Consider the following 25,706-nt stretch of genomic DNA (forward strand, 5'->3'; position numbering starts at 1 on the left):
AATGGTCGAATTGTTGTTTCTGAAGGAGATTATCCCTTTTCATTCGGTTTGACAGGTTTGTTATTGTTATAGGGCAAGAGAGAAGATAACACTTGGAATTGAAGACAAAAAAACACCTACCGTTAACGTCCAACGACAGGTGTGTTTCAAGTTTCATTTTTCAATTTTGCTGCAGTCCTTCCGTCAGTTCATCGAATAATTGTATGTCATCTGTTTCGAGCGCATAATCAATCATACGCGTTCTGTTTTCCGCCTCTAAATGTTCTATTATCGCTGCAGCTTCAAGTGATATCACTTCCGGCATTTTTTCTTGTGATTCGATCCCCATCTTCCCTTCTAGGATTACTGTTAGATGCATGTGAAGATCCGAAATAAGAAGCAACTGGTAGAGTGGCAAGCGTATAAAGCGATTCCCACGTTGAAAAACAAATACTTCTCCTAGATTTTCAACTTGCAAACTTCTCATATTGACAACGATTTCTTTTCCTTCCGATGGAATGAATTGAAATACGTCTCCTCCTTTTATGATGGAGAAATACTGGTAGGCAAATACGAGACGGAGACGGTAATCTTCTTGGCTTGTGAAAAAGGGTGTCATCCTTTGTACTGATAGCATCTTTCTCCCTCCCTTTTATTGAATATTCTACTTATTATCAGTCTACCACATCTGCGTTTGTTTTGTGAATGTTTTGTTAACCTTTCATCTATACATTAATCTATTATATTCCGCTTGTAGATATGCTGTTACTTGTTAATACTTTTAATTCCTTTGGCTGTTTGGGGCTTGAGCAAATACAAACAAGTTTGTCCTAGCGAGCATCTATTCAATTCTCCCTTGTTGACTGAAATGACCGGATCCTTTGCGAAACCGAGCAATACGATTTGAAGGCTAATCAATTACGCCTCGGCGTAATTGCGTCCAGATTTTGAATCGAGCTTGAGGCCTACAGGGGGGAAGGATTGAACTGCATCCTTCCTTGTTGCCGCAGGACGCGGCGATCTTAGGTTGCCTTCAATGAATTAACTCCTTTCTAAATCTGTGACATCCGCCGGAGGCTTATCAGGGAGGAATTGAAATTCATTCCTCCTCGTTCAGCAGGCGTTTGGACAACCGCTGAACAGGAAAACAAAACTGCATTCATCTTCCATCTATGGATGTGAGAGATGAATGCTGAATAAAGATAAATAAATGTGCAAAAGTACAAGATATGGATAACATCATTTCCGCTCGCTGCTAAAAAGCGGTATAATAGAAGGAATGCTTTTCTTAGGGAGTGATCCGTTGAATATAACTGTCGAACGTGTATCCTACTTGCACGAAAACGAAATAGATGAATATATGAATGGCATTAAACATGCACTGCGGCCTGGGGTAGATGCCGAAGCACTCGTAGTTAGACGTGCAGTCGCACTCGTCCGAAATGGCGCAACCGATTCATATGTATACGATCCATCTGAAAACACAGTGGTTGCAAGTCTCTTTGGTGTGGATTCGGAACAAGTCCGCCTTCTTTTCAATAATGAAAGTTCCCAATGTACATGCGGTTATTCCGGCTGGTGTTCCCACCGGATCGCCGTTATATTCCACTTATATTCACAGCAGAATTCTCTGACTGAATGGCTCCACGAATGGCGCAGAACCGACTCGCAACAGATGGTACTTTCCATATCTGAACGCACACCTGAAGCATGGATTCATGTACTGAAGCGCCTAACCAATCCACTTCGCACAATTGAACCAGCTGAAAATCCAGGTGTGTTCATCCATGAAACGTCCTTGATTGATCAAAAAGCGGCTCCGTTAATTCCTTTTGAGTACGAGTGGAAACCTCTATTTGAACTTTACTATCGATTGCATGTTCTGGATGCCGGGTGGCCGTATGTTAACGCCCATTTAGGCGGTGAACCGACCTCATTCTTCTACGGTAAGTGGTATGTACAAAACTGGCTAACTGAGCAACTGGGCAAACTGAACGATAGCGTTTCAGCCATTGGCGCGAAACCAAAACTATTTGAAGCAGACGCTTTTCATGAACAAGTGAAAGAGCTAGTCCGGACATTTGCGCTTGGACATTCGGGTTTGTTCAACGAAAGGTTTCATGTTTACCGTCTTTTTTGGGAGAACCTCTTCCCCTATCAAGCCGCGCGAAGCGTTGAGTTGGAAATTCTTACGAAAGAAAACTCGGAGGAATCTAGAACTTTTATCGCCTTTTTCCATCTAACGGAAGGAAAACATGAAGAATTGGCGGAAATGGTTAACAATGTAACAGCTGATAATGTGATTACATGGCTACCTCTTGCAAAACTTGCCGAAAGTTATGATGAAGTAGAATCACTGTCTATTATTATGCATGCAATGCTCCCCTATATTGGTGACTACGTTAACGAATCTGTCTCTTCGGCTGGCCGACCTGCATTTGTGCGCACAATCGACGGTTTATTTGAAGCCGCTGATTTTTCGGAAGAGCTCCGTGAAGGCATGTTTGCCCAATACGGGGAACCGGGTGTCGATGTATATGCAGATTTCCTTGTTGAACGTGAACGTTTTGCCGAATGGGCAGCGCTAATGCACAGATACGGTGTTCCTTATGACGGGGCGGAAGCAGGCGGCTTGAAATTGGCACTGAGTACAGATCCAGCAGCTGTCTTGCCACTCCTTCATACGTTTGCCATGGGTTTCATAAAAGAAAAGAACCGACATAGTTATCGGCGAGCCGTCAAATTGTTTAAACAAATGAAAGCCGGTTCGAAAAAAAGTGGCAAAATCGACTTTTGGAATCAATACATTGATACAGTGCGTGAAAAAAACCGCAGACTTCGCGCATTGATGGAAGAAATGGAGAAAGGGAATTTAAATTTATGACCGGAACATTTACATTAAATCGCCTATTCCGTTTGAGCATTCGCTTACTGGAAGATGGACTATTTTCCATTGCCGCGGAAGAAGGCAATGGGTTGAAGATTGAACCGGACGAACTTGTTTCCTTCCTGTTCTTTAACAATGAACGTGCGCTTTTTGGACTCCTTATCAATACAGATGCAGACTTTGCTTACGTGCAAGCAGACCAGCTACTGCCTATTTTTTCAGCGATGCACCCCTATATTACCTTCGAAGGGTTTACTGCTGAAGACGACGCGTTACTTACGTCCGTTCGGGAAGCTGCAAATTCATGGAGTGACCCCGACTTATGGAACTATGCGGAAGTAGACGGCACTAGTATTCGTTTTGATAGCAAGAAAGCAGGTATTTCCGAAGGCGCAGCTGCCGTAATCGCTCATGCTGTGAGTAGTAAGCTTTCAACATCTGGCATTAATCCTGAACTGCTTGCTTCATTGTTACCCCATTTACGGACATACGGCTGGCCGGGTGAAACCGTTTCGACAATGCCGGTCAATCTTGCATTCCGCTTGACTGAACCAGCAGTCGAGACTACTGACACGGAATGGCTTCTTGAATCGGTTATTGTAGGAGAACGCGGGGCACATTGGTCTCCTGCTATGCGGAAAGTGAATGCACCTGCCGTAGAAGCGCTTCCTGCCAAGTGGAAGCCATACGCGGATGACATTGTGAAGAAGCAATCTGAAATGACATCTTTCCTAGGTTCAGTGGACATTGTTCCTAGTGAAAGCTTCTTAGCAACACCGATGTCTGATCCTGAAGTACGAATGTTCATCCAGAATGACTTGCCTTTGCTTCAATCATTTGGATACCCCGTCATCCTGCCAGCATGGCTGAAATCAGTGACAGAATCCAAATTGAGAATACGGACCAATGCGGGTGTGCAATCGTATAAATCAGCTACCGGTTTAGACGAAGTGCTGTCTTTCGATTGGAACTTCTCACTTGCCGGTAATACGATCGGTCGCGAGGACTTCCGTAAACTTGTCGATGAAAACCGTGAATACATTCGCTCCGGCGATGAATGGTTCCATATCGATCCATTGTGGCTGAGAAAAATTCGCGATCTGATGGACCGTGCGGACGCTGGGGAATGGACTGTTAAAGACTTACTTTTCCAAGACATTCCTGAAGAAATAGTCCCTCTTGAAGAAGATGAAGATTTAGATGATCCATTATTTGCTTTTACGATGCAGAAATCACTTCTTGGTTATATGGAAATGCTGTCCGATAAAAAAGGTCTTCCTGCTGCCGGCATTTCAAAAGATTTACTTGCTGAACTGCGGCCATATCAGGAAGACGGATACAACTGGCTGACTTTCATGCGTGATAATAGCTTCGGTGCATGCCTGGCAGATGATATGGGGCTTGGAAAGACTGTTCAACTCATTACTTATCTGCTTAACATTCATGCAAGACCCGATACAAATACGCCATCACTCATCGTTTGTCCGACAAGTGTACTTGGCAACTGGCAAAAAGAACTTGAACGGTTTGCACCTTCTCTTTCAGTCCATGCCCATTACGGTCCGATGCGAGCGAAAGACGAGAACTTTAAAGAACTTATTCACCAGTTGCAGCCTGACGTCGTACTGACGACGTATGGTACGGCTTCACAGGACGGTGAAATGCTAGCGGAGACAGAATTTGCGAGCATTACGCTTGATGAAGCGCAAAATATCAAGAACATGCAGACAAAGCAATCCCGCGTCATACGAAAACTTCGAGGTAGGCACCATATTGCCTTGACGGGTACACCAATTGAAAACCGTTTATCTGAACTGTGGGCAATTTTCGACTTCATTCACAAAGGGTATTTTGGCAGTTTCCGAAAATTTACTGATAACTACATTATCCCGATTGAGCGTGATGATTCAGAAGCGGATAAACGGAAGTTAAGAGCTAAAATTCGTCCATTCCTATTGCGCAGAACGAAGAGTGATCCTGATCTGCAGCTCAATCTTCCGAAAAAGCTTGAGCAGAATGAATACTGTCCTTTAACGACTGAACAGGCCGCTTTGTATGAAAGTTTTCTTGAAGAAACGAAATTCAAGTTGCAGACACTTACCGGTTTTGAAAAGAAAGGTCTCATTTTAAAAATGCTCAGCCGATTGAAACAACTATGTAACCATCCAGCGCTCTTCTTAAAGGAGCCACAAGCTCCTGCTGAGCAAATGATGTCAAGGTCTAATAAACTGGATTTGATCGTCTCAATGGCGGCTGACATCGCAAATAACAAAGAGCAATGCTTGATCTTCACGCAATACATTGGCATGGGGCAACTCATCCGCCAATGCTTGTCAGAACTGCATGGCATTGACGTTCCCTTCTTGACTGGCAGCATGCCGAAGGGGCAACGTGACCGACTGGTGGAGGCTTTCCAGGAAGGTGAATTCCCTATTTTCATCCTGTCGTTGAAAGCTGGTGGAACTGGATTGAACTTAACGGGTGCAAATCACGTATTGCATGCAGATAGATGGTGGAATCCCGCTGTTGAAAATCAAGCAACCGACCGTGCTTACCGTATCGGCCAGACAAAATTCGTCCACGTCCATAAATTTGTGACGATCGGGACGATTGAAGAGAAAATCGATAAGATGCTTGTGGAGAAAGCGGCACTATCCGCCGACTTAATCCAATCAAGTCAGTGGCTGTCGGATTTGTCCGACACGGAACTGGACGATTTGTTATCTTTCGAAAGCTAATGAGCAGTATCATATAAGTGTAGGACTCCCGTGCCGCAGTTGGCACTGGAGTCCTTTTTAGTTTTTTGCATAAATCCCATCAGACGCATCCGCATACGGAATTTTACGTATTGTTACGAGTCTATTTTTCCTATCGCCATCTTCTATCCGATTCAATCGCTTGTTTTGATTGGCTACTATGCTAATCAGTTGTTCAATTTGCATTTCCATCCTCTGCAGATCTTTAGTAAGTGTCTCCAAACTTCTCACTTCCCTCTCTAGTGATTCCACTTATCCGAATCCTGGAAACAAGCGCAGAACACGATTCCAGGATTCTTAAGTGGTTATTTTTAGGCGTAAGAATCCGACCCCCATCGGATTTCTACTATGCAACTAGATTCGCTATGTACGGATGTCCCTGAGAAATCCGCTCGCGTATCTATACTCACTCAAACTGGATATGCTTAGAACCCCTTCTGTACATGTCCAGTATTTCTTTTTCTCACATTTACCTTTAACTAGTGTATTTGGCATTACTCACTATCTATCCTTTTTAGTTGTCATTGCGGCCCCGGATTGTTGCCCGGTTGCAGTCCTCCTTTTTGCCACGACAGATTCGTCGCATGATATGTAGTATTGCGCCTAAATCCTTCAGGTTAGAAAATCGGTAATCCTTCTGCTTCTCTACTCGGCAGATTGAAATGCTCAGTATCCTCTTTTTCCGCTATCGACTGTGGTGTACTTATTACATGTTCACTGTACAGGTTGTCATTGGCACGCTTTTTCGTTAAAATAAAACGAACATCTTCACAAATCACCTCTGTTACATAGACTCGACTCTTATCCTCCCTTTCATATGACCTGGATTGAATACGTCCGCCTACTCCGATCAAAGAACCTTTTCCGCAATGTTTTGCAGTATTTTCCGCCGGCCTCCCCCACATTGTACAAAGCACAAAATCTGTCTCCATTTCTCCTTTCTGGTTTTTGAAATTACGGTTTACGGCAAGGACAAAGCTGGTTTGTACTCTACTTTCTGAGATCCTTTTAAGAATCGGATCTTTCGTAATTCGCCCAACTAGTGCAACCTGATTCAATTGAGTTCCTCCTCTCTTGGTTTCTGACTTCATCATACTCGGTCCAATTTAATAAGTGCAATCACATATATTTAAATTTTCAGTCACCTTTCGACATCAAATTCCTTTTTTGCTCGACTTTATTTGCGGCATGGATGGTAGTAATTGAATAGCCATAAGGCGTATCGGAATTTTCAGGTTTTATTGATAATTCAACTTTAGCATCTATCTGATTTCTTTGGAATTTGCTCTTATGGTATACTATGAGGAAAAAGATTGGGGTGGATGATGATAAAAACTTTTAAAATGTTGTCAGTGGGCATACTGCAAGAAGATGTCGTACGCGATTATCCGCTGAGTGACGGAATTATTATCAACCAGGAAAATAGCCATCATATGTGGATTTTAGAAATGTTCATCGATAAAGAACATCAGTCCGTTTTCGAAAAATGGAAAGCTGATGAGGATTTATTGGAAGTAAAAGTGGTTATTTCGTATCCTGAAAACGAACCTGCCGCATTCCGTGTTGCTGTCAAAGGCGTCAAGCCGATTGGGGATAAAATCTCCGTACTGCTAAAAGGTCGTTTGAAGCGTGCGCGGGCTCAATATGCCGAACAGCTATTGGAGGAATTGATTGGTGAGGGGCTTGGAGGGGAAGATCTGTTACGTCGATTCGAATCAGATATGCGCTCTCGTCCGCGTTTAAAGGAAGATCAGGAAGATGCGGAGAGTTGAATGGTCTATGTTGTGCTGCCTAGCGTTATAGGCAGTTTTTTTTGTGTTTTTATCTGTAATTGTTTTCGATTGGCTCATTGAGAGTAGAAAAACCGCCTCAAGTGTTATGAGGCGGTTCCCCGCACGGCTTGCGGTTAGCGATTAGCGGTTATTTATTGTTATTGTTGTTATTGTTGTTATTATCGTTGTTCATTTCATTTCGCTTGTCCGAGTCTGTGTTGCCGTCATTCATAATGCCATTGTCCGGATTTGCGTTGCCGCCGCCGTCATCATTGATGATTCCATTACGGTCTCCGTTGTTGTCATTAATGATGCCGTCATCATCTCCACCGTTGTTCAGACCATCCATATCCGGTCCTGTTTGTTCGTTTACATCAGGCGTTATGTCTTTTGTGTTGTCCTCCAAGTTTTCCATCGGCGTTTCGTTGTTATTCGGCACGTCGTCGTTGGTACCACAACCTGTTAGTACAAGTCCCGAGATTAGAACCAGTGGTATCGCTTTTTTGAACATGAATAAATTCCCTCCTCTCCACAAGCCGTCTATCACACAAACAAGTATGATACTTCGTAGCTTAGCCAGAAATGAGGGAACTATCCGTTTTTATTTATGAAGATGCTAAATGTTTTTTAAGCAATGTATCGACGTATACTGCTTCCGCTTTACAGTTATACTCGTAGTGCGTATTTAACATTTCCTGCATGCTCTGAATTTCCACAATTTGTTCTTCAGATGGCGGTTCACTGAGGATTCGAGCGATAATTTTATTGATGCGTTGCGCAAGATCTTCATGGAATTCTGGGTCAAGTTTTAATTCATCCGGAATTTTGGTGTACCAAAGCGCTTTCACAGTAATGTACTCGCGCCAACTGGCAAAATAATCATCGATACTAAATCGCTCACCGGACCATTCAATATCGCTCATGTATTGTTCGAATGTCTGTGTAATCGATCTCGTTATGCTGCTTTTTAAATTTGGAGAAAGATCTTTAAACATATTGATTTGAAACCTCCCACTTTGTGCTATTTAACAGCACTGTATTGACCATTGTATCGAAACTTCCATTTATTAGCGAATTTAGTTTTTTCCAGTTTCTACAACTGGACCAAGTGCAAATGTAATTTCTGTCTCACATGCAATTTCACCATCGACTGTAGCAATCGCTTTGCCTTTGCCGATTGTTCCACGAAGTCGTGTGATTTCCACTTCCAGACGTAATGTATCTCCAGGCGTCACTTGTCTTTTAAAACGGCAGTTATCGATGCCCGCGAAAAAAGCAAGACGTCCTTTATTCTCTTCTTTTTGCAACAAAGCGACAGCGCCTACTTGTGCGAGCGCTTCCACGATTAGAACGCCTGGCATAACCGGGTATCCTGGAAAATGCCCATTGAAGAAATCTTCATTAATTGTAACGTTTTTTATGCCTACTGCACGTTTACCTTCTTCAACCTCAAGAATCCGGTCTACCATAAGAAATGGATAACGATGCGGTAAAATGGCTTGTATCTGTTCTGCTGTTAGCATGCCCATCCTCCTACCACTTTACTATGTATTTTAACTTATAAAAAAGCTGTTATTTTTGTTTTCCGGCAATGATATCCAAAATGTGCGTCCATGTTTCTTTTTTAAAAACATCGCTTGGATTGCCGTCTCCGAGAGTACCATAGCCAATCATCGCTCCGAGCGCAGCCGCTCCGACAAGAAGCAACAGGACCAGTATTATACGAACCCAAATAGGAAGTAGACGAATTTGTACCCAAATTTGCTTTTTTGGTGCAGTTTCCTCGACTTTTTTTTCAGGCTGTCCAATTGCTTTCCGGCTTGATCGTTGTAAAGGTTGGGCATCTTCTTGCTTCACCTCTGGTTGCTCGGTTTTTAATTTAATTTTTTTTTCATCTGTCATAGTCAGTACTCCCTTAATTGTCCAGGCTCCAGACGTCATTCTAGTAGGGTTTCATCGAATACCATTAATTAAGCCGAGCATTTGATCCGCAAGTGTCACTGCACGCGCGTTGAATTGATAAGAGCGCTGGATACCGATGAGATCCGTCATTTCTTTTTGGTAGTTCACATTCGATGCTTCGAGCGCCTCGCCTTCTATTCCAATACTACTACGAGCAGCACCTTGTAGCTCAGTTAAGACATCCTGTTCAGTGACACCGAGGTCTGCCAAATTTTCGGGCAGGCCAAAGTTCGTTCCAGATAGCCGTGCCATCAGATTCGGACGTTCCATCACCGTCACAGCCAGCTCAACGTTCTCGCTCGTTCCATTCGAATGTGTAAGCTCTAGGACGCCGCCCGGTTTGACTGTGTAATTTTTTACGTCATCCGAAAATATGACAGGTAATCCTGCACTATCAGCGACCGGATAGCCTTCAGCGTTGACGAGCATCACTTGTCCGTTAGCAATAGGTGACACGTAAAAATTCCCCTGACGCGTGTAGACAGTTTGCTCGCCGCCTCCGTCAGGCATGAGTATATTAAAATACTGTTTTGGCGTTGTCAGTGCGAAGTCAAGTTCACGGCCAGTCATTTGCAGGGTGCCAGCTTTCCAATTCATCTGTGTTTGACCAAGCATCGCCCCAGAACCGTAACGGATACCATTCGGAGATTGACGCGGTGCTGTGTCCGCCTTATCGTTATTGAATTGCTGAACCAACATTTCACGAAAACTTGCATCACTCGATTTATAGCCGTGTGTCGAGACATTCGCAAGGTTATTTCCGATGATGTCGATTTGGTTTTGCAATTGACTAAGCGTGTTTGTTGCTGTTGTCATGGTGCGTATCATGCATCCCCGCTCCTTTCAAATGGCGTGTCATCAGTTGACCCGACCCACTTCCGTTACTGTTTTTTCCATGCTGCGGTCGTAGGCTTGAAGAATTTTTTGATTGGCCTCGAATGCACGGTACGCAGTTAGCATGTCCGTCATTGTCCGGGCTGCATCGACGTTCGATCCTTCCAGATAGCCTTGCTGCATTGAATAAGTAACGCCAGCCATGTCATTTGCTGCAACCAGGTTTTCGCCGTCCATAGTTACAAACATGCCATCGCCTTGTTTTTGAAGCGTGTCAGGTCGCTGTGCAAATGAAACACCAAGCGTTGCGACGGCTGTTTCACCTTCCATAATGACGCCTTCGTCAGTTATGCGGAAGTCATCGTTTTGCACTTCAATTCGCTGTCCGTTGCTATCAAGCACAAAAGCCCCAGCCGAACTCGTTAAATAACCATTTGCGTCAACTGTGAAATTACCGTTTTTTGTATATTGTTCGCGACCGCCTTCATTTTCAAGTCTGAAGAATATGGCGCCCGCCGTTCCCGTGGCTTCATCAATCGGTAAGCGGCCATCGATGAGCGCTACGTCCGTTGTCAGCTCCGTTTCACGCAATTGCCCCTGCGCAAATAACGGCAGCGTCTCCTGCATGTAGACACCCGTTGAAATCCCACCAACTGGCGATAATCCCTTCATCTGAAAGCCGTTTTCCGTCGGTATTCTTGCTGTTTCAATACTCGACATATACATTTCTGGAAATGAACGAATTACTGCTTGTTCCGCCTTATAACCAGGCGTATTGGCGTTTGCCATATTGTTCGCAAGCATCTCCGTTTTTCGTTGTTGCGCAATCATACCTGACCCAACTGTATAAAATCCACGGAACATGTGCTCACTTCTCCTTACTTTTTAAAAATGATTATCGGCTGGATAACTTATGTATGTTATCCAATAAAACGCCTGTCCCAATCGCAACACAGTCAAGCGGTTTATCTGAAATAAATACAGGAACCTTCAGCTCTTCAGCGAGTAATTGGTCGATGCCGTGCAGTAGTGCTCCGCCGCCTGTCAGGAAGACACCGCGATCGATGATATCCGCTGATAATTCAGGAGGAGTTTTTTCCAAGACGTTTTTCGCTGCTTGAACAATCATATAAACGGATTCTTTTAGTGCCATTCCAATTTCGTCGGAATGAATCGTAACTGTGCGAGGAAGCCCTGACGCCATATCGCGCCCCCGAATATCGATTTCTTCTTTTCGGCCAACTGAAAAAACAGTTCCAACTTTGAATTTAATAGCTTCAGCAGTTCGTTCACCGATATATAATTTATATTTGTGTTTAATGTAGAGTGTAATGTCATTATCAAATGTATTACCGGCTGTCGTGATTGACCTAGATGTAACGATGTCTCCCATTGATAGTACAGCTACGTCCGTCGTTCCCCCACCAATATCGACGACCATATTACCACTCGGTTGGAAAATATCCATACCCGCGCCAATTGCTGCAACTTTCGGTTCTTCTTCCAGATACACTTTCTTGCCGCCTGATTTTTCAGCTGCCTCTTGGATGGCTTTCTGCTCGACACTTGTAATGTTTGTCGGGCAACAGATTAGAATTCGCGGTTTGGATAAGAATCCTTTTACATCTAGTTTATTGATAAAATGACTAAGCATTGCTTCCGTTACATCAAAATCGGCAATGACTCCGTCTTTCATGGGTCTGGTTGCGATAATATTAGCGGGCGTTCTGCCAACCATTTGTCTTGCTTCTTCCCCGACTGCTAGTACCTTATTGGTATGCTTATCCATCGCAACTACAGATGGTTCATTCAGTACAATCCCTTTACCCTTAACGTGTATCAAGACGTTAGCTGTACCAAGGTCTATGCCGATATCTTTTGCAAACATTGTTTCTGTTTCCCCTTCCACCCGCATCATTGGATATTCCCGTGTATGTATACGCTTCTGACTACACATTTTACCATAAAAGGTTGATAAATAATATACTTAAGGGTTGTTTTCGTGAAAGAACTCTATTTATTGCAACAAGCAAAAAACGGATCGCGATGTGGATGCGATACCGCCTTCTATTTCTAACTGTTTCCGACTCTTTTTGTTTCGTTCATCCACTTAATTCTTGTCGCCTCGCCGCCCCGCAAATGTCTGACTGACTTATGATAGGCAAGTATTTTCGCGACTTCTTCAGACAGGGCCACATCGACGTTTGGTAAGCGTTCCGTCAAGTCTTTGTGAACCGTGCTTTTCGAATAGCCTGTCGCTTTTGCCAACGCACGTACCGTAAGTCCCGTTTCCAGTAACATATTGCCGAGGCGCACGCATCGCCTCCGTATTTGCTCGTGCACGCCCTCTTCCTTTCCTCTGAGGTCCGAATCTTCCTTTATCCTATGCGGTTGTTGGGCGGGATATGCGGGCGGTTGTCGGGAGTGGGTGGGGTTTTGGTGGTTATGGGGATTTTCTGGGCGGTTGTTTGCGTTTTAGGGGTGGTTATTTGTGGGGGTTGGGCGATTGCGCGGTCGCGCGGGGATTTCGAGCGGTCGGGCGCAGGATTCAGGCGGTCCCACATAATTTTCGAGCGGTAATGCGTAGGATTCGGGCGGTCCCACGTAATTTTCGAGCGGTAATGCGTAGGATTCGGGCGGTCGCTAAGAGTTTTCGGGCGGTCCCGCGCTGTTTTCGAGCGGTCACAAAGCCGACCACCCTATTTCCCCCAAAGAAAAAGCCACTCCGGATTGGCTCTGGAATGGCTGGAAACTTGCTATTAAAATGCTAGAAAAGTGCTTGGATTTACGGCTACTCCATCTTGTTGGATTTCGAAATGAAGATGGATGCCTGCCGTCGGATTCCATTCATTTTCTGTTGTTGTGGCGAGCGGTTGTCCTTGAACCACTTCTTCACCTTTTTTAACGAGAATACCTGTGACGGATCGATAGATTGTTTTTAACCCATCGGCATGAGAAAGTATGATTTCATCACCTTTAAACGGGTCTAGCAAGATGTCTTCTACTGTACCGCTGAGTGAAGAAACAACTTCAAATTCCTTGCCTTGAATCGCAATCGATATGCCTGTGTTTGTTACATACGTCTGGCTGGAGACGAGTAACGCGTTTTCACGCACGGCGGGCTCTGCATTTACGTCATAAAAATCTTGCAGAATCGCTACTTCGTCGATAGACTCTTCAGCAAATGGGTATTTGAGTGTTTCGTTTGCTGCGTTCGTCTCGACGACCAATCCATCTTGCGGGTCCTTCGCTGCATCGTTGGCTAAACCAGGGGCATCTTCTTTCATGTATGCATTGTAACCCCAGATCATACCAACGAAGACGATTGCGATACCCGAATAGACTACAGGCCAAAACCAGCTTTTTGCCTTTGCACTTTTGTTCTTCTGAGAAGGGGCTTTCGGTTTTTCTTCTCGCATTGTCATCACCTCACTCGCTATTATCTGCAAGTGAGAGAGTTTTTAAACATTCCGAATCAAGTAAAGTAAATTTTTTTATTTTTGTCCCCGAATAATAGTGTAAAAGAATTTTTTCGGCGGTCCATCCTTTCTGAGCAAATGCTTCCGCCCCGTATTGGCTCATCCCTACACCGTGGCCATAGCCATTCGTTGTAACATGAACAATACTATTCGTTACGTCGAATGCGATATCAAAATCCGTAGATGCTAGTCCCAGCAAATCTCGCATTTCCCTGCCGCTCGCTTGAAATTCTGTAGAGAGGACTTTCTGAACACGACCTGTGTCATTTCTAACGAGTTGAAGTGATTTGAATCGATCAGCGCTCCACTTGCTTCCTATCTTTTTATTCCACTCAGTAAGTTTCAATTCGGTTTTCCTTTCTACGTTTGCAGCAACGTCCCCCTCCCCGGGACTATCCACGCTTTGTAAGTAAGGTACGTCATTGCCACTGAAATTTTGCGCTGTCTCAGTCTGTCCATTAGATGTAGAAAAAAACATTGCAGCTATCATTTCGTCTCCATAAGTAATAATATCCCCTGCAGTCGCCTCCACCGCTGCACGTACTTTTCGTTCATTGCGTTTGAATTCTTTCCCCCAACGCTCTTCCCGTTTCTTTTCGGAGGAATAGACTTGTGCAGATACATCTGCGGCGATTGGTTTTTTGCCGTTCTCGGTCGTTCGGAGTGCGTATGTCCGTGCGGCAACTGCTTGTGCCTTTAAAGCCTCTTCACTGAATGTGACAGGCATTTCAGCTGCGACGACACCTACTACATACTCTTCAAGTGGGATCGGCTTGTCCACGCCGGTAACGATGATCTCCACGTAGCAAAGCTGTGCCTCCGGTTCTTCAACTTCTTTTGTGATTTGCGGAGTCTGTTTTAATAGGATAGGGATGAAAAATAAAAGGATGATGAGGAACGCTGTTAGTAGTTTGTCCATAATTGATTATATGAAAAACAAGATGTATTATTACTGTTATTTTGGACATACTAGCAAAGGAGCATTTTGAGTCTTAATATATGTGAAGACAAAAAAGGCCGTAGTCTCTACACTACAGCCCTTTCAAGTATTTATGGAATGAATTTAAACGTGTTGTACCGTTTTTTCAGTTTTCATCTCAGGGGAAACACGTACGATATCCGCACCGAGTGCCGCAAGTTTTCCGTGGAAGTTCACATATCCGCGGTCAAGATGCGATAGTTCCGTAACACGTGTAACACCTTCTGCAACAAGTCCTCCTAGAATGAGGGCTGCTGCCGCACGAAGGTCCGTTGCTGCTACTTCAGCACCTTGTAGTTTTGAAGGTCCATTTATGATGACTGATCTTCCTTCAATTTTGAGGGAAGCATTCATCCGACGGAATTCTTCAACGTGCATGAAGCGATTTTCGAAAACGGTTTCGGTCAAAATACCTGTACCCGATGATGTCAGCATAAGTGCCATCATTTGGGATTGCATATCTGTTGGAAAACCAGGATGAGGCATTGTTTTTAAATCTACGGATTTCAAAGGTAGTTTTGCTGTAACGCGGACACCTTCATCCAGTTCAGTAATGACTACACCCATTTCCGTTAACTTGGAAATAAGTGCTGCGTTGTGCTCTGGAACTGCATTTTCAATAATGACATTTCCGCCCGTAATTGCAGCTGCTACCATGAAAGTACCTGTTTCGATACGATCCGGTATAATGTGATGCGTTGTGCCAACTAATTTTTGGACGCCTTCAATTCGAATTGTGTCCGTACCTGCTCCGACAACTTTACCGCCCATTTCGTTGATAAAGTTCGCTAGGTCTACGATTTCGGGTTCTTTTGCTGAGTTCTCGATGATTGTCGTACCAGCCGCCAAAGCCGCTGCAGTCATAATATTTTCAGTTGCGCCGACGCTTGGAAAATCAAGATAGATTTTAGCGCCTTTTAAACCGTTTTCAGCTTTCGCTTCAACGTGTCCGTGGCCGAAAGTAATTTCCGCACCCATTGCTTCAAAGCCCTTTAGATGTTGGTCAATCGGACGTGATCCGATTGCACAGCCGCCTGGAAGTGCAATTCGTGCAAAGCCATTACGTGCGAGAAGCGGTCCCATAACAAGAATTGACGCACGCATTTTCCGTACATATTCGAACTGTGCTTCAGTTGAAAGTGTATCCGAAGAATCTATGACGACTTCATTCATTTTTGGGAAGTGGTCCACTTTTGCATTCAAGCTTTTAAGAACTGAGTTTATTGTTCCAACGTCCGAAAGATTGGGTACGTCGCGTATTACGTTGACACCTTCTGATGCAAGCAATGCAGCAGCAAGTATAGGCAACACAGCATTTTTAGCGCCTTCGACTCGGACAGTACCATTAAGTACACGTCCGCCGGTGATAATAATTTTATCCAAAATAAGTCCCTCCGACTCCTAATTTATAGCAATTCATGTTATTTTTCATTTTATATATTCGATTTTTTTAGTCATACAATCCTCTTCAAAACATATACTATTTTACACTGACGTTCCCCTTATAACAAGTAACGTCTGGGCTATTTTACCGACTAAGTACTTAAGTAGTCTATATTATGTACACTATTGACGGTTTGTGTCATAATATCTCTCCACCTGTAGTATCAGTTCCCTCTAAATCGGCACAGCAAACCTAAGCTCAAAAAAATTGATGAATTTCATGTCATCGCCTTAAATACGAGATGTTTTTCGCATACAAGGCGATAACATGTAGCTGATCAAATTGCTGATCAAATCACCCTTTTTTTTTGCATCAAAAATGGTTAATAAGTCAGCCGAACATGAACGGAAGCCTTCCGGACCAATAGGATAATTCTAAAAAGAAATTCGACACGGACCATCCGATCGTGATACTTAATAAAATGAACAATAACTGTGCTTGAAAGACACGGTTTTTTTTTATGATTTTTTCTGGCATGATCGCTTGCAATGCAAAAAATGCAACGGCTATGAAAACAGTATGTGAAACGATTGACAGTAACGGTTGATAGCCCATTATAGCATCCAAAGTAGGGTCCTCCCTTAATAAATGAAAAGGCGAACAGAAGAATTGTTCTTCTGCCCGCCAACTCAACAACTCATTTATTTCTTGTTTCGTAGACATCGATACGATTGAGGGCACGTTTTAAATCCAGTTGCGCTAAGTCGTGTTCTCTGCCTTCTTTTTTTGCCTGAAGTGTCTCTTCTGCTAGTTTCGCCGCTTTTTTTGCACGGTCGATATCAATAGAAGAAGCCAGTTCCGCACTTTGAGCCAAAACAGTGACAACATCCGGACGGACTTCGATAAAACCACCGTGAACGGCGATATGTTCAGTCGAGTCTTCCTTTTGTAGGCGAAGCCCACCGATTTGAAGCGGCGCAACCATCGCGATGTGGCCGGGAAGAATCCCGATTTCACCTGTTTCGGTAGCTGCGATGATAATGTTCGCTTCGGTTTCAACAACAGGGCCGTCGGGAGTGACGATATTGACTTTAATTGTCTTCATTTTTTCCCCTCCTGGTCCCTTAAAATCAAATTCACATCGGCGAATTGGGCGCAGACTTTTATCGTGCAGGTCTTGATAACTCCCCTAAAAAATCTACGCTATTCACCGGAGGCTTTTATTTGATTTGGCAGGGATTTGAATCCTGCTGATTAAACTTCAACACCCATACCTTTTGCTTTTGCAATAGCGTCTTCAATCGTTCCGACAAGTCGGAATGCATCTTCTGGAAGGTGATCGTACTTACCTGCAAGAATTTCGCTGAAGCCTTTAATTGTTTCGGCAACTTGTACGTATGATCCTTTTTGTCCTGTGAACTGCTCAGCTACGTGGAAGTTTTGTGACAGGAAGTTTTGAACACGACGAGCGCGTCCAACTAGCTGCTTGTCTTCTTCTCCAAGTTCATCCATCCCTAGGATTGCGATGATATCTTGAAGTTCACGGTAACGCTGAAGCGTTTGTTGTACTTGACGTGCAATTTCGTAATGCTCTTCGCCCACGATTTCAGGGCTTAGTGCACGTGAAGTTGAAGCAAGTGGGTCAACCGCAGGGTAAATACCCATTTCAGAAAGTTTACGCTCAAGGTTCGTCGTTGCATCAAGGTGAGCGAACGTTGTAGCAGGAGCCGGGTCAGTATAGTCATCCGCTGGTACATAGATTGCTTGGATAGACGTAACTGAACCAGCATTTGTAGACGTGATACGTTCTTGAAGTGTACCCATTTCCGTTGCCAGTGTCGGTTGGTAACCAACTGCTGATGGCATACGGCCAAGTAGTGCTGAAACTTCAGAACCTGCTTGTGTAAAGCGGAAAATATTATCGATGAACAGAAGTACGTCCGCGCCTTGTACGTCACGGAAATGTTCTGCCATTGTAAGTCCAGATAAAGCAACACGCATACGTGCGCCAGGTGGCTCATTCATTTGACCGAAGACCATTGCCGTTTTCTTAATAACGCCGGAATCTGTCATTTCGTAAAATAAGTCGTTCCCTTCACGAGTACGTTCTCCAACGCCTGCGAATACGGAAATACCACCGTGTTCTTGTGCGATGTTATTGATCAATTCTTGAATTAGAACTGTTTTACCTACACCCGCACCACCGAAGAGGCCGATTTTACCACCTTTAATGTATGGAGCAAGTAAGTCAACAACTTTAATACCTGTTACAAGAATTTCAACTTCAGTTGAAAGTTCTTCGAATACTGGAGCTAACCGGTGAATCGGGTCGCGGCGTTCTGAAGCCGGGATTTCCTCACCAAGGTCAATAATCTCTCCAAGTACGTTAAATACACGTCCAAGTGTAACGTCACCAACTGGAACCGAAATTGCAGAACCCATATCATCAACGATTGCTCCGCGTTGCAGACCATCTGTTGAAGACATTGCAATTGTACGTACAGAATCATCTCCGAGGTGAAGCGCGACTTCAAGTGTCAACGTTTCAGGCTCGGTGTTTGGACGTTCAATCTGAACTTTCAAAGCGTTATAGATATTAGGAAGCTGACCGTCTTCGAACTTGATGTCAACAACCGGACCCATAACCTGAAGAACATGTCCTTTATTCATACTTATTCCCTCCTGTCTTACTCTTTGCCGTACAGTGCCCGCTCCTATTCAAGAGCTGCGACGCCGCCAACGATCTCCGTAATTTGTTGCGTGATCGCAGCTTGTCGTGCACGGTTGAATGAAAGTGTTAAAGAATCTATCAAATCAGCTGCATTATCCGTAGCAGTTTTCATCGCTGTCATACTGGAAGCATGTTCACTCGCTTTTCCGTCAATTACAGCTCCGTAAATGAGACTTTCCGCGTATTGCGGAAGAAGCACTTCAAGGATTGCTTCACCTGAAGGCTCAAACTCATACGAAGTTGTTGCGGAAGTCGATGTGATGTCAGTGAGCGGAAGCAATTTCTTTTCCGTCACTTCACTTGCGATGGCGGAGACGAAGTGATTGTAATACAAATAGACTTCGTCATACTCGCCTTCTGTGAACATGCCAACAGCACGCTTCGCGATATCTTTTATCTCATTGAAAGTGGGATGATCCGATAGACCAATCCGACTTTCAACGATATCGAAACCAAGTCGATCGAAAAAGTCGTAACCCTTTTGGCCGATTGCAAGGATGCTCACTTCTTCTACTGAAGAGTGGCGTTTTTCAATCGCATTTTTTGCAATGCGCAAGATGTTGGCGTTGTACCCTCCAACAAGTCCACGGTCCGATGTAATAACGATATATCCAGTCTTTTTAACGGGCCGGGATACCATCATCGGGTGACTCAAGTCGCTTGTTCCAGCTGCGATTGATCCGACGACTTCCTGAATTTTTTCCATGTACGGGATGAACGCTTTCGCATTCAGTTCGGCACGGCTCAATTTAGAAGCGGAGACCATTTGCATGGCTTTCGTAATTTGACTTGTCTTTTTCGTCGATTTAATACGGTTTTCTATGTCGCGTAAAGATGCCATTGGCAATTCTCACCACCTTTTGTATTTTTGATCAATCATTTTGACGGTCTTTGTCAAAGATGATTCCTTAAAAATTATTCAGAACGTGCGAAAGTCTTCTTGAATTCGTTGAGTGCTGCTGCCATCAAATCATCAGCCGGAAGATCTTTCGTCGTACGAATTTGATCTAAAACATCAGTATGGTTAGTTTGTAGCCAGCTTAACAGTTCGCTTTCGAAACGCAGAATATCTTTAACTTCAATATCGTCAAGGAAGCCACGTGTCAATGCATAAAGAACCATAACTTGCTGTTCCACTTTAAATGGTTTATTCAAATCCTGCTTCAAGATTTCAACTGTACGCGCTCCGCGGTCAAGTTTCGCCTGTGTTGCAGAATCAAGGTTAGAACCGAATTGCGAGAATGCTTCAAGCTCACGGTAAGCCGCAAGGTCAAGACGCAAAGTTCCCGCAACTTTTTTCATTGCTTTAATTTGCGCTGAACCACCAACACGGGAAACGGAAAGACCGGCGTTAATCGCTGGACGTACACCCGAGAAGAATAGGTCAGATTGAAGGAATATTTGTCCATCAGTGATGGAGATTACGTTTGTTGGAATATAAGCGGAGATATCTCCTGCTTGTGTTTCAACGAATGGTAGTGCTGTGATAGAACCAGCACCAAGTGTATCATTCAACTTCGCTGCACGTTCAAGTAAACGAGAGTGAATATAGAATACATCACCTGGGTAAGCTTCACGGCCCGGAGGACGACGAAGTAGCAAAGAAAGTTCACGGTATGCCGCTGCTTGTTTCGTTAAATCATCATAAACAATTAGAACGTGCTTACCTTGGAACATGAATTCTTCAGCCATTGATATACCTGTGTAAGGTGCAAGATATAGTAGTGGAGCCGGTTGTGAAGCAGAAGCCGTTACGACGATTGTGTAATCAAGTGCGCCATTTTTACGGAGCGTTTCAACAACTCCACGAACTGTTGATTCTTTTTGGCCGATTGCTACATAGATACAAATCATATCTTGGTCAGCTTGGTTTAGGATTGTATCAATCGCAACTGTCGTTTTACCTGTTTGACGGTCTCCGATGATCAATTCACGCTGTCCGCGTCCGATTGGTACTAGTGCATCAATCGCTTTGATGCCGGTTTGTAGTGGTTCATGAACGGATTTACGCGCCATAACCCCTTGTGCCGGGCTTTCGATTGGACGTGTTTTTGTTGTTGCAATCGGACCTAATCCATCAACTGGTTGCCCAAGTGGATTTACAACGCGTCCGATTAATTCTTCACCAACAGGAACTTCCATAATACGGCCTGTTCGACGTACTTCATCGCCTTCTTTGATGTCCGTGTAAGGCCCTAGGATAATGATACCAACGTTGTTCGCTTCCAAGTTTTGAGCCAGACCCAAGACACCAGTAGAGAACTCTAAAAGTTCCCCAGCCATGGCGTTGTCGAGGCCATGAACACGTGCGATACCGTCACCAATTGAGATAACTGTACCTACCTCGCTCACTGTCATCTCAGATTGATAATTTTCAATCTGCTGTTTTATGAGAACACTGATTTCCTCAGCTTTGATGCTCATGCATGTCACCCCTCAAATTTCTGATTTATGAACCGATAAGATCCTGTTTCAGTCGCTCGAGCTTAGCGCTCACGCTGCTGTCGTAGATGTTATTACCAATTTGGAGACGAATGCCTCCGATTAGGCTCGGATCGATGATATTTTCAATTCGTAATGCTTGCTTACCGATTTTTTTCGCAAATGCTGTCGAAATTGCAAGGCTTTCATCCGCAGTAAGCAGTCGTGTAGAATACACTTTTGCTTCAGCAATTCCAGCTGCTTCATTCGTTAATGCGGTAAATTCGTTTACAAGGTTTACAACTTCGTTTATGCGTTGTTTGTCGAGCATTAGATTCAATGTATTCAAAATGAGCTGGTTCGCTCCTTTAAATGAATCAGCCATAAGCTCTTTCTTTTTTGCAGCTTTTAATCTCGGCGTTTCAAGTAACTGACCGAGCTCTTTATTTGCTAGGAAAACTTTTTTCAATTCAAGAAGGTCTTCTTGAATCGGTCCAGTTTGTCCGTTTTGTTGTGCTAATTCGAACAATGCTAGTGCATAGCGTTGTGCAACAACCGATTGGCTCATCGCCCTTCGCCTGCCTTCACAATCGTTTCTTCGATCAATGCGCGATTATCTTCCTCGGAAATTTCTTTACCGAGTACTTTAGATGCTGCAAGGATAGAAAGAGATACGAATTCTCCGCGAACTGCCGCGACCGCTTTGTCTTTTTCTGAAGCAATTTCAAGCGTTGCTTCTTCTTTCATACGAACCACTTCTGAACGAGCCGCTGTGATGATTTCTGCACGTTGCGTTTCGCCTTGCTTACGGGCATTTTCAACAATCTCTTGAGCGTTGTTACGCGCTTCGTTCAAAAGGTTGCGCTGTTCTTCAAGAATCTGTTGTGATTCTGCACGGCTCTTTTCAGCCGATTCAATTTCATTTGCGATCAACTCAGCACGTTGATCCATGATACCCATAAGTGGGCCCCAAGCAACTTTCTTCAAAAGAAGCATGAGAATCGTGAAGAATAAGACTGTGACGATAATATCGCCAAGGTTTAACTTGCCATTCAATTGCGCCAATCCTTTAACGGCCTCACCATCTGCTGCCAATAGGACGAAGGTATCCATAAACACGATTAATTCACTCCCTTCAAGAGCTTACGTTTCTTTAAACTATGGAAAACGTTCATTATTTTCAAAATAAGATTTTCCTACTACATAAAAGAATGGCGAAGAACTTCAGACTACTCTCTTCGCCATTTAGTAAATATTTCTTATACTTACTTGTTCATTACGATAAATGCAATAACTGCTGCGAAAATCGGAACAACTTCAACAAGTGCAACACCGACGAACATGTTTGTTTGAAGAATACCGCGTGCTTCTGGTTGACGAGCGATTCCTTCTTGTGTTTTCGAAACGACTAGACCTGCACCTAGACCTGCACCGAGTGCACCTAAACCAATTGCGATTGCTGCTGCTAATAGACCAACTGAACCTACCATTATTGTTTCCTCCTAATATTCCCTGTTTTTTTGTTCTGCAGCCCGGTTACCCGGGCATTATATGCTTAATGGTCTGTTGCCACTTTGTGTGACATATAGACCATCGACAACATAACGAAGATAAATGATTGAATCGCCCCGACGAAAATCGAGAAGCCCATCCAAGCAAGTGACGGTACGACCGCTCCAAACAACCCGAGCATACCTGATGTTGCGAGTCCAGCCAGGAGTCCTAGAAGGACTTCACCGGCATAGATGTTACCATAAAGACGCAGACCGAGTGTCAGCGTGTTTGTAAATTCCTCAACGACTTTAAGCGGTGCAAGGAAAGGAAGTGGCTTAAGGTAACCTTTTCCGTATTCTTTCAACCCTGACATCTTAATACCGTAATAGTGTGTGAGAGCAATGACCAAAGCTGCTAGTGTCATTGTAATTACAGGGTCAGCAGTCGGTGATTTCCACCAAAGATCCCCTTCCCAATAGATTGCTAATGGAATCCCTAATACGTTCGATACAAAGAGGAACATGATAAGGGTAATCCCCAACACGTGAAATCTACCACCTGTTTTCCAGTCCATGTTACTCTTGATGATTCCTTTAACGAAATCCATGACCCATTCAAAGAAGTTTTGCATGCCTGTCGGTTTCAACTGTAAACGACGTGTAGCGAAAAACGCGATTAGGAATACAATTGCACATGTGATGAAAAGCATTAAAACGTTTGAAAGATTGAATGTCATTTCAAATAATGTACCTTCGAAAGCCGTGTATAACGGATTTCCATGTTCCATTTTCGTTCACCTCCCTTTTGCAACCAGAATTAAGTCAAGCTATTTCTGCATCACTTCGCAGATAATACAGAATAGAAGTGCAGTAAGCTTTTTTCATAACGACTTGCATTAGAGAAAAGTCCTGCTGACGAAAAAAGCTTTACTGATGTCTAGCGTGGTATATGATCCTCTCAACTAGTAGAAGAACATAAGGTATCGCAAAGCCGATAATCGTACTGATTAGGTCAAAATATTCTGGCATCGCTGTTGCAACTGCAGCCGCACCTACACCAGAAGCGAAACGTATAAATGTCCCGAGCGAAGTACCATTTTTCCCTTGTGCAAATTTCCGTTCATAGTTTTCCATTTTACGGACAAGGATCCAAAAATTATACAATCCGAAAAGAGATCCGAGAATCAATCCTGCGAAAATCAATTTTAAGTCAGTAAATGCCCAACCCAGTACGAACAATGCGAGCAAAAAAAATAGAGCTCTTTTTTGCCTACTATAAATTTCTTGCAATGTTTGCATGGTTAGTTAATCTCCTGATTCGTATTTCCGGATTGGATGGAGCCTTGCAACTTCGACTTAGATAAGGCGTAGTTGAAAGCAATTTCACAAGGAATTTCGGGGTGTTCCGTTTCGCTGTCTAGCCAGTTATTTGTCCAATCTAAGCAGGACGCTTACATTAATGATGGCAAGACACTGAAAAGGATGGAACCTGTTATTTAGTAGCGAGTCTTGTCGAATGAAAGGCAGTTCGGCAAATGCTACATCTTATCAAATGCATGATACTATTTAGGCCTCTGCATATCCGTCAAAAAGCGATAGATAATTACAAAGCCTTAACATTCACATTTAGTTGCCGTTTCAAATAAGAAAACCCTATCATTCTAACCCTTTGTAAGCATACAATAGGCATATTTTGATGTCAATTGATTACAGTGAAATTTTTCACAAAGACTTCACTTTGTCAAACATTCGTCAAATTTGGCGTTTATTTCGCGAATCGATTTTTCCGCAAAAATCATATTAGGGTCTTGCCCAATGTGTCGAGTCGAGCCATGAAGGCTCTGTCTAAAAAAAAGACGGCCCTTTTATTCGGCCGTCATTCTTATACCTTTTACTTAAATGGAGGATAAGTATTTTTTCAGTGCTTCAACAATTCGTTTAGAGGCATGGCCATCACCATATGGATTCGATGCTTTGGCCATTTTATTGTATTCCACTTCGTCGGACAAAAGTGTATCCGTTAAATTGAAGATTGTTTCTTCATCCGTACCGGCCAGTTTTAGTGTACCGGCTTCGATTCCTTCCGGACGTTCGGTTGTATCACGCAATACGATAACGGGCTTTCCAAGTGATGGTGCTTCTTCTTGGATACCGCCCGAGTCCGTCAAGATAATGTGTGAACGCGCCGCAAAATTATGGAAGTCGAGAACTTCAAGTGGTTCAATCAGATGAACGCGATCATTGTCACCGAAAAGTTCATCAGCTACTTCGCGCACTGCCGGATTCATATGAACAGGATAGATAACTTGGATATCGTCATGCTTAACAAGCAACCGGTTTATGGCTCGGAACATATTGCGCATCGGTTCGCCCAAATTTTCACGGCGGTGTGCTGTTAACAATATAAGCTTGTCCGTTCCGATTTTGTCCAGAACTGGATGGGAGTATTCTTCACGCACTGTCGTTTGAAGTGCGTCGATTGCAGTATTACCTGTTATATAAATACGATCTTCCGACTTGCCTTCTTCAATAAGGTTGCGAGCGGATTGCTCTGTTGGCGAGAAATGCAGATCAGCAATGACACCTGTTAACTGCCGGTTCATCTCCTCCGGGTACGGTGAGTATTTATTCCACGTGCGAAGTCCTGCTTCTACATGTCCAACCGCAATTCGGTTATAAAAAGCAGCTAAGCTACCGATGAAAGTAGTCGACGTATCTCCGTGAACAAGTACGATATCCGGTTGAGCTTCTTTCATGATGCGGTCAAGTCCTTCAAGACCGCGAGTTGCAACGTCAATGAGTGTTTGACGGTCTTTCATGATATTTAGATCATAATCAGGGATGATACCGAATGTGTGAAGCACCTGATCCAGCATTTCACGGTGCTGAGCCGTAACCGTTACGATTGATTCGATATCGTTCGAATGCTTTTGCAATTCTAGTACAAGCGGTGCCATTTTAATGGCTTCAGGACGCGTACCAAAAATCGTCATAACTTTCCATTTCTTAGTCAATGTATTCACGCCTTC

28 protein-coding genes are annotated in these 25,706 nt (G+C 43.7%); 3 read left to right on the plus strand and 25 right to left on the minus strand.

What is annotated here, in order from left to right:
- Positions 1 to 160: 160 nt before the first annotated feature.
- The gene (locus AC25Y5_RS02985) at positions 161 to 616 is read right to left on the minus strand and encodes a transcriptional regulator (RefSeq protein WP_482101096.1); all 456 of its coding nucleotides are present in this window, start codon (positions 614 to 616) and stop codon (positions 161 to 163) included.
- A gap of 666 nt (positions 617 to 1,282) precedes the next feature.
- Here AC25Y5_RS02985 and AC25Y5_RS02990 point away from each other — a divergent pair.
- Positions 1,283 to 2,863 (plus strand): SWIM zinc finger family protein, encoded by a 1,581-nt coding sequence (locus tag AC25Y5_RS02990; protein ID WP_488139046.1) that lies wholly within the window; start codon positions 1,283 to 1,285, stop codon positions 2,861 to 2,863.
- Positions 2,860 to 5,604 carry a DEAD/DEAH box helicase gene (locus AC25Y5_RS02995; RefSeq protein ID WP_488139047.1) on the plus strand — a complete coding sequence of 915 codons (2,745 nt, stop codon included), beginning with the start codon at positions 2,860 to 2,862 and terminating at the stop codon, positions 5,602 to 5,604. The genes AC25Y5_RS02990 and AC25Y5_RS02995 overlap by 4 nt, the downstream gene beginning before the upstream one ends.
- Positions 5,605 to 5,661: 57 nt before the next feature.
- Here AC25Y5_RS02995 and AC25Y5_RS03000 read toward each other — a convergent pair whose 3' ends face one another.
- Complete coding sequence (locus tag AC25Y5_RS03000; RefSeq protein ID WP_482101099.1) at positions 5,662 to 5,844, minus strand: hypothetical protein; 183 nt, start codon at positions 5,842 to 5,844, stop codon at positions 5,662 to 5,664.
- A 395-nt stretch (positions 5,845 to 6,239) separates the two neighbouring features.
- Positions 6,240 to 6,680, minus strand: a complete 441-nt coding sequence (locus AC25Y5_RS03005; protein WP_488139048.1) for a single-stranded DNA-binding protein — start codon at positions 6,678 to 6,680, stop codon at positions 6,240 to 6,242.
- Between the two features lie 270 nt (positions 6,681 to 6,950).
- Here AC25Y5_RS03005 and AC25Y5_RS03010 point away from each other — a divergent pair, with 270 nt between their 5' ends.
- A complete protein-coding gene (locus AC25Y5_RS03010) occupies positions 6,951 to 7,394 on the plus strand; it encodes a YwpF family protein (protein WP_482101397.1) in 444 nt (147 codons plus the stop codon).
- 148 nt (positions 7,395 to 7,542) lie between these two features.
- Here the strand turns inward: AC25Y5_RS03010 and AC25Y5_RS03015 are convergent, their stop codons facing one another.
- From AC25Y5_RS03015 to wecB, 22 genes are all read right to left on the minus strand, one after another.
- Positions 7,543 to 7,905, minus strand: coding sequence for a hypothetical protein (locus AC25Y5_RS03015; protein ID WP_488139049.1), 363 nt, complete (start codon positions 7,903 to 7,905; stop codon positions 7,543 to 7,545).
- A 94-nt stretch (positions 7,906 to 7,999) separates the two neighbouring features.
- Positions 8,000 to 8,389, minus strand: a complete 390-nt coding sequence (locus AC25Y5_RS03020; protein ID WP_488139050.1) for a hypothetical protein — start codon at positions 8,387 to 8,389, stop codon at positions 8,000 to 8,002.
- An 81-nt stretch (positions 8,390 to 8,470) separates the two neighbouring features.
- Positions 8,471 to 8,917, minus strand: a complete 447-nt coding sequence (gene fabZ, locus AC25Y5_RS03025; protein ID WP_482101398.1) for a 3-hydroxyacyl-ACP dehydratase FabZ — start codon at positions 8,915 to 8,917, stop codon at positions 8,471 to 8,473.
- A 49-nt stretch (positions 8,918 to 8,966) separates the two neighbouring features.
- Positions 8,967 to 9,296 (minus strand): DNA-directed RNA polymerase subunit beta, encoded by a 330-nt coding sequence (locus AC25Y5_RS03030; protein WP_488139051.1) that lies wholly within the window; start codon positions 9,294 to 9,296, stop codon positions 8,967 to 8,969.
- Between the two features lie 51 nt (positions 9,297 to 9,347).
- The gene (locus AC25Y5_RS03035) at positions 9,348 to 10,184 is read right to left on the minus strand and encodes a flagellar hook-basal body protein (protein WP_488139052.1); all 837 of its coding nucleotides are present in this window, start codon (positions 10,182 to 10,184) and stop codon (positions 9,348 to 9,350) included.
- A 30-nt stretch (positions 10,185 to 10,214) separates the two neighbouring features.
- Complete coding sequence (locus tag AC25Y5_RS03040) at positions 10,215 to 11,054, minus strand: flagellar hook-basal body protein (RefSeq protein ID WP_488139053.1); 840 nt, start codon at positions 11,052 to 11,054, stop codon at positions 10,215 to 10,217.
- Positions 11,055 to 11,085: 31 nt separating this feature from the next.
- A complete protein-coding gene (gene mreB / locus AC25Y5_RS03045) occupies positions 11,086 to 12,078 on the minus strand; it encodes a rod shape-determining protein MreB (protein ID WP_488139254.1) in 993 nt (330 codons plus the stop codon).
- Positions 12,079 to 12,263: 185 nt separating this feature from the next.
- Positions 12,264 to 12,533 (minus strand): sporulation transcriptional regulator SpoIIID, encoded by a 270-nt coding sequence (locus AC25Y5_RS03050; protein WP_482101106.1) that lies wholly within the window; start codon positions 12,531 to 12,533, stop codon positions 12,264 to 12,266.
- A gap of 416 nt (positions 12,534 to 12,949) precedes the next feature.
- Positions 12,950 to 13,609, minus strand: coding sequence for a peptidoglycan DD-metalloendopeptidase family protein (locus tag AC25Y5_RS03055; protein ID WP_488139054.1), 660 nt, complete (start codon positions 13,607 to 13,609; stop codon positions 12,950 to 12,952).
- Between the two features lie 10 nt (positions 13,610 to 13,619).
- Entirely contained in the window at positions 13,620 to 14,588 is a 969-nt protein-coding gene (gene spoIID / locus AC25Y5_RS03060) for a stage II sporulation protein D (protein ID WP_488139055.1), read from the minus strand.
- Between the two features lie 144 nt (positions 14,589 to 14,732).
- Entirely contained in the window at positions 14,733 to 16,031 is a 1,299-nt protein-coding gene (gene murA / locus AC25Y5_RS03065; protein WP_488139056.1) for a UDP-N-acetylglucosamine 1-carboxyvinyltransferase, read from the minus strand.
- Between the two features lie 391 nt (positions 16,032 to 16,422).
- Positions 16,423 to 16,647, minus strand: a complete 225-nt coding sequence (locus AC25Y5_RS03070; protein WP_488139255.1) for a DUF1146 family protein — start codon at positions 16,645 to 16,647, stop codon at positions 16,423 to 16,425.
- Positions 16,648 to 16,729: 82 nt separating this feature from the next.
- Complete coding sequence (locus AC25Y5_RS03075; protein WP_482101110.1) at positions 16,730 to 17,137, minus strand: F0F1 ATP synthase subunit epsilon; 408 nt, start codon at positions 17,135 to 17,137, stop codon at positions 16,730 to 16,732.
- 149 nt (positions 17,138 to 17,286) lie between these two features.
- Entirely contained in the window at positions 17,287 to 18,702 is a 1,416-nt protein-coding gene (gene atpD, locus AC25Y5_RS03080; RefSeq protein WP_488139057.1) for a F0F1 ATP synthase subunit beta, read from the minus strand.
- Positions 18,703 to 18,746: 44 nt separating this feature from the next.
- Positions 18,747 to 19,604, minus strand: a complete 858-nt coding sequence (gene atpG / locus AC25Y5_RS03085; RefSeq protein WP_488139058.1) for an ATP synthase F1 subunit gamma — start codon at positions 19,602 to 19,604, stop codon at positions 18,747 to 18,749.
- A gap of 74 nt (positions 19,605 to 19,678) precedes the next feature.
- Positions 19,679 to 21,187: a F0F1 ATP synthase subunit alpha gene (gene atpA, locus AC25Y5_RS03090; protein ID WP_488139059.1), complete on the minus strand. Its 1,509-nt coding sequence runs from the start codon at positions 21,185 to 21,187 to the stop codon at positions 19,679 to 19,681.
- Positions 21,188 to 21,212: 25 nt separating this feature from the next.
- A complete protein-coding gene (locus tag AC25Y5_RS03095) occupies positions 21,213 to 21,752 on the minus strand; it encodes a F0F1 ATP synthase subunit delta (RefSeq protein WP_482104315.1) in 540 nt (179 codons plus the stop codon).
- Positions 21,749 to 22,303, minus strand: a complete 555-nt coding sequence (gene atpF / locus AC25Y5_RS03100) for a F0F1 ATP synthase subunit B (protein ID WP_488139060.1) — start codon at positions 22,301 to 22,303, stop codon at positions 21,749 to 21,751. Before atpF ends, AC25Y5_RS03095 begins: the two co-directional genes overlap by 4 nt.
- Before the next feature lie 146 nt (positions 22,304 to 22,449).
- The gene (gene atpE / locus AC25Y5_RS03105; protein ID WP_149581150.1) at positions 22,450 to 22,674 is read right to left on the minus strand and encodes a F0F1 ATP synthase subunit C; all 225 of its coding nucleotides are present in this window, start codon (positions 22,672 to 22,674) and stop codon (positions 22,450 to 22,452) included.
- Positions 22,675 to 22,739: 65 nt separating this feature from the next.
- Positions 22,740 to 23,465, minus strand: a complete 726-nt coding sequence (gene atpB, locus AC25Y5_RS03110) for a F0F1 ATP synthase subunit A (RefSeq protein ID WP_488139061.1) — start codon at positions 23,463 to 23,465, stop codon at positions 22,740 to 22,742.
- Positions 23,466 to 23,604: 139 nt separating this feature from the next.
- Positions 23,605 to 23,976, minus strand: coding sequence for an ATP synthase subunit I (locus tag AC25Y5_RS03115; protein WP_482104318.1), 372 nt, complete (start codon positions 23,974 to 23,976; stop codon positions 23,605 to 23,607).
- A gap of 596 nt (positions 23,977 to 24,572) precedes the next feature.
- Positions 24,573 to 25,691 (minus strand): non-hydrolyzing UDP-N-acetylglucosamine 2-epimerase, encoded by a 1,119-nt coding sequence (gene wecB / locus AC25Y5_RS03120; protein ID WP_488139256.1) that lies wholly within the window; start codon positions 25,689 to 25,691, stop codon positions 24,573 to 24,575.
- Positions 25,692 to 25,706: the final 15 nt, after the last annotated feature.

The organism is Sporosarcina sp. Y1011 (assembly GCF_057669885.1).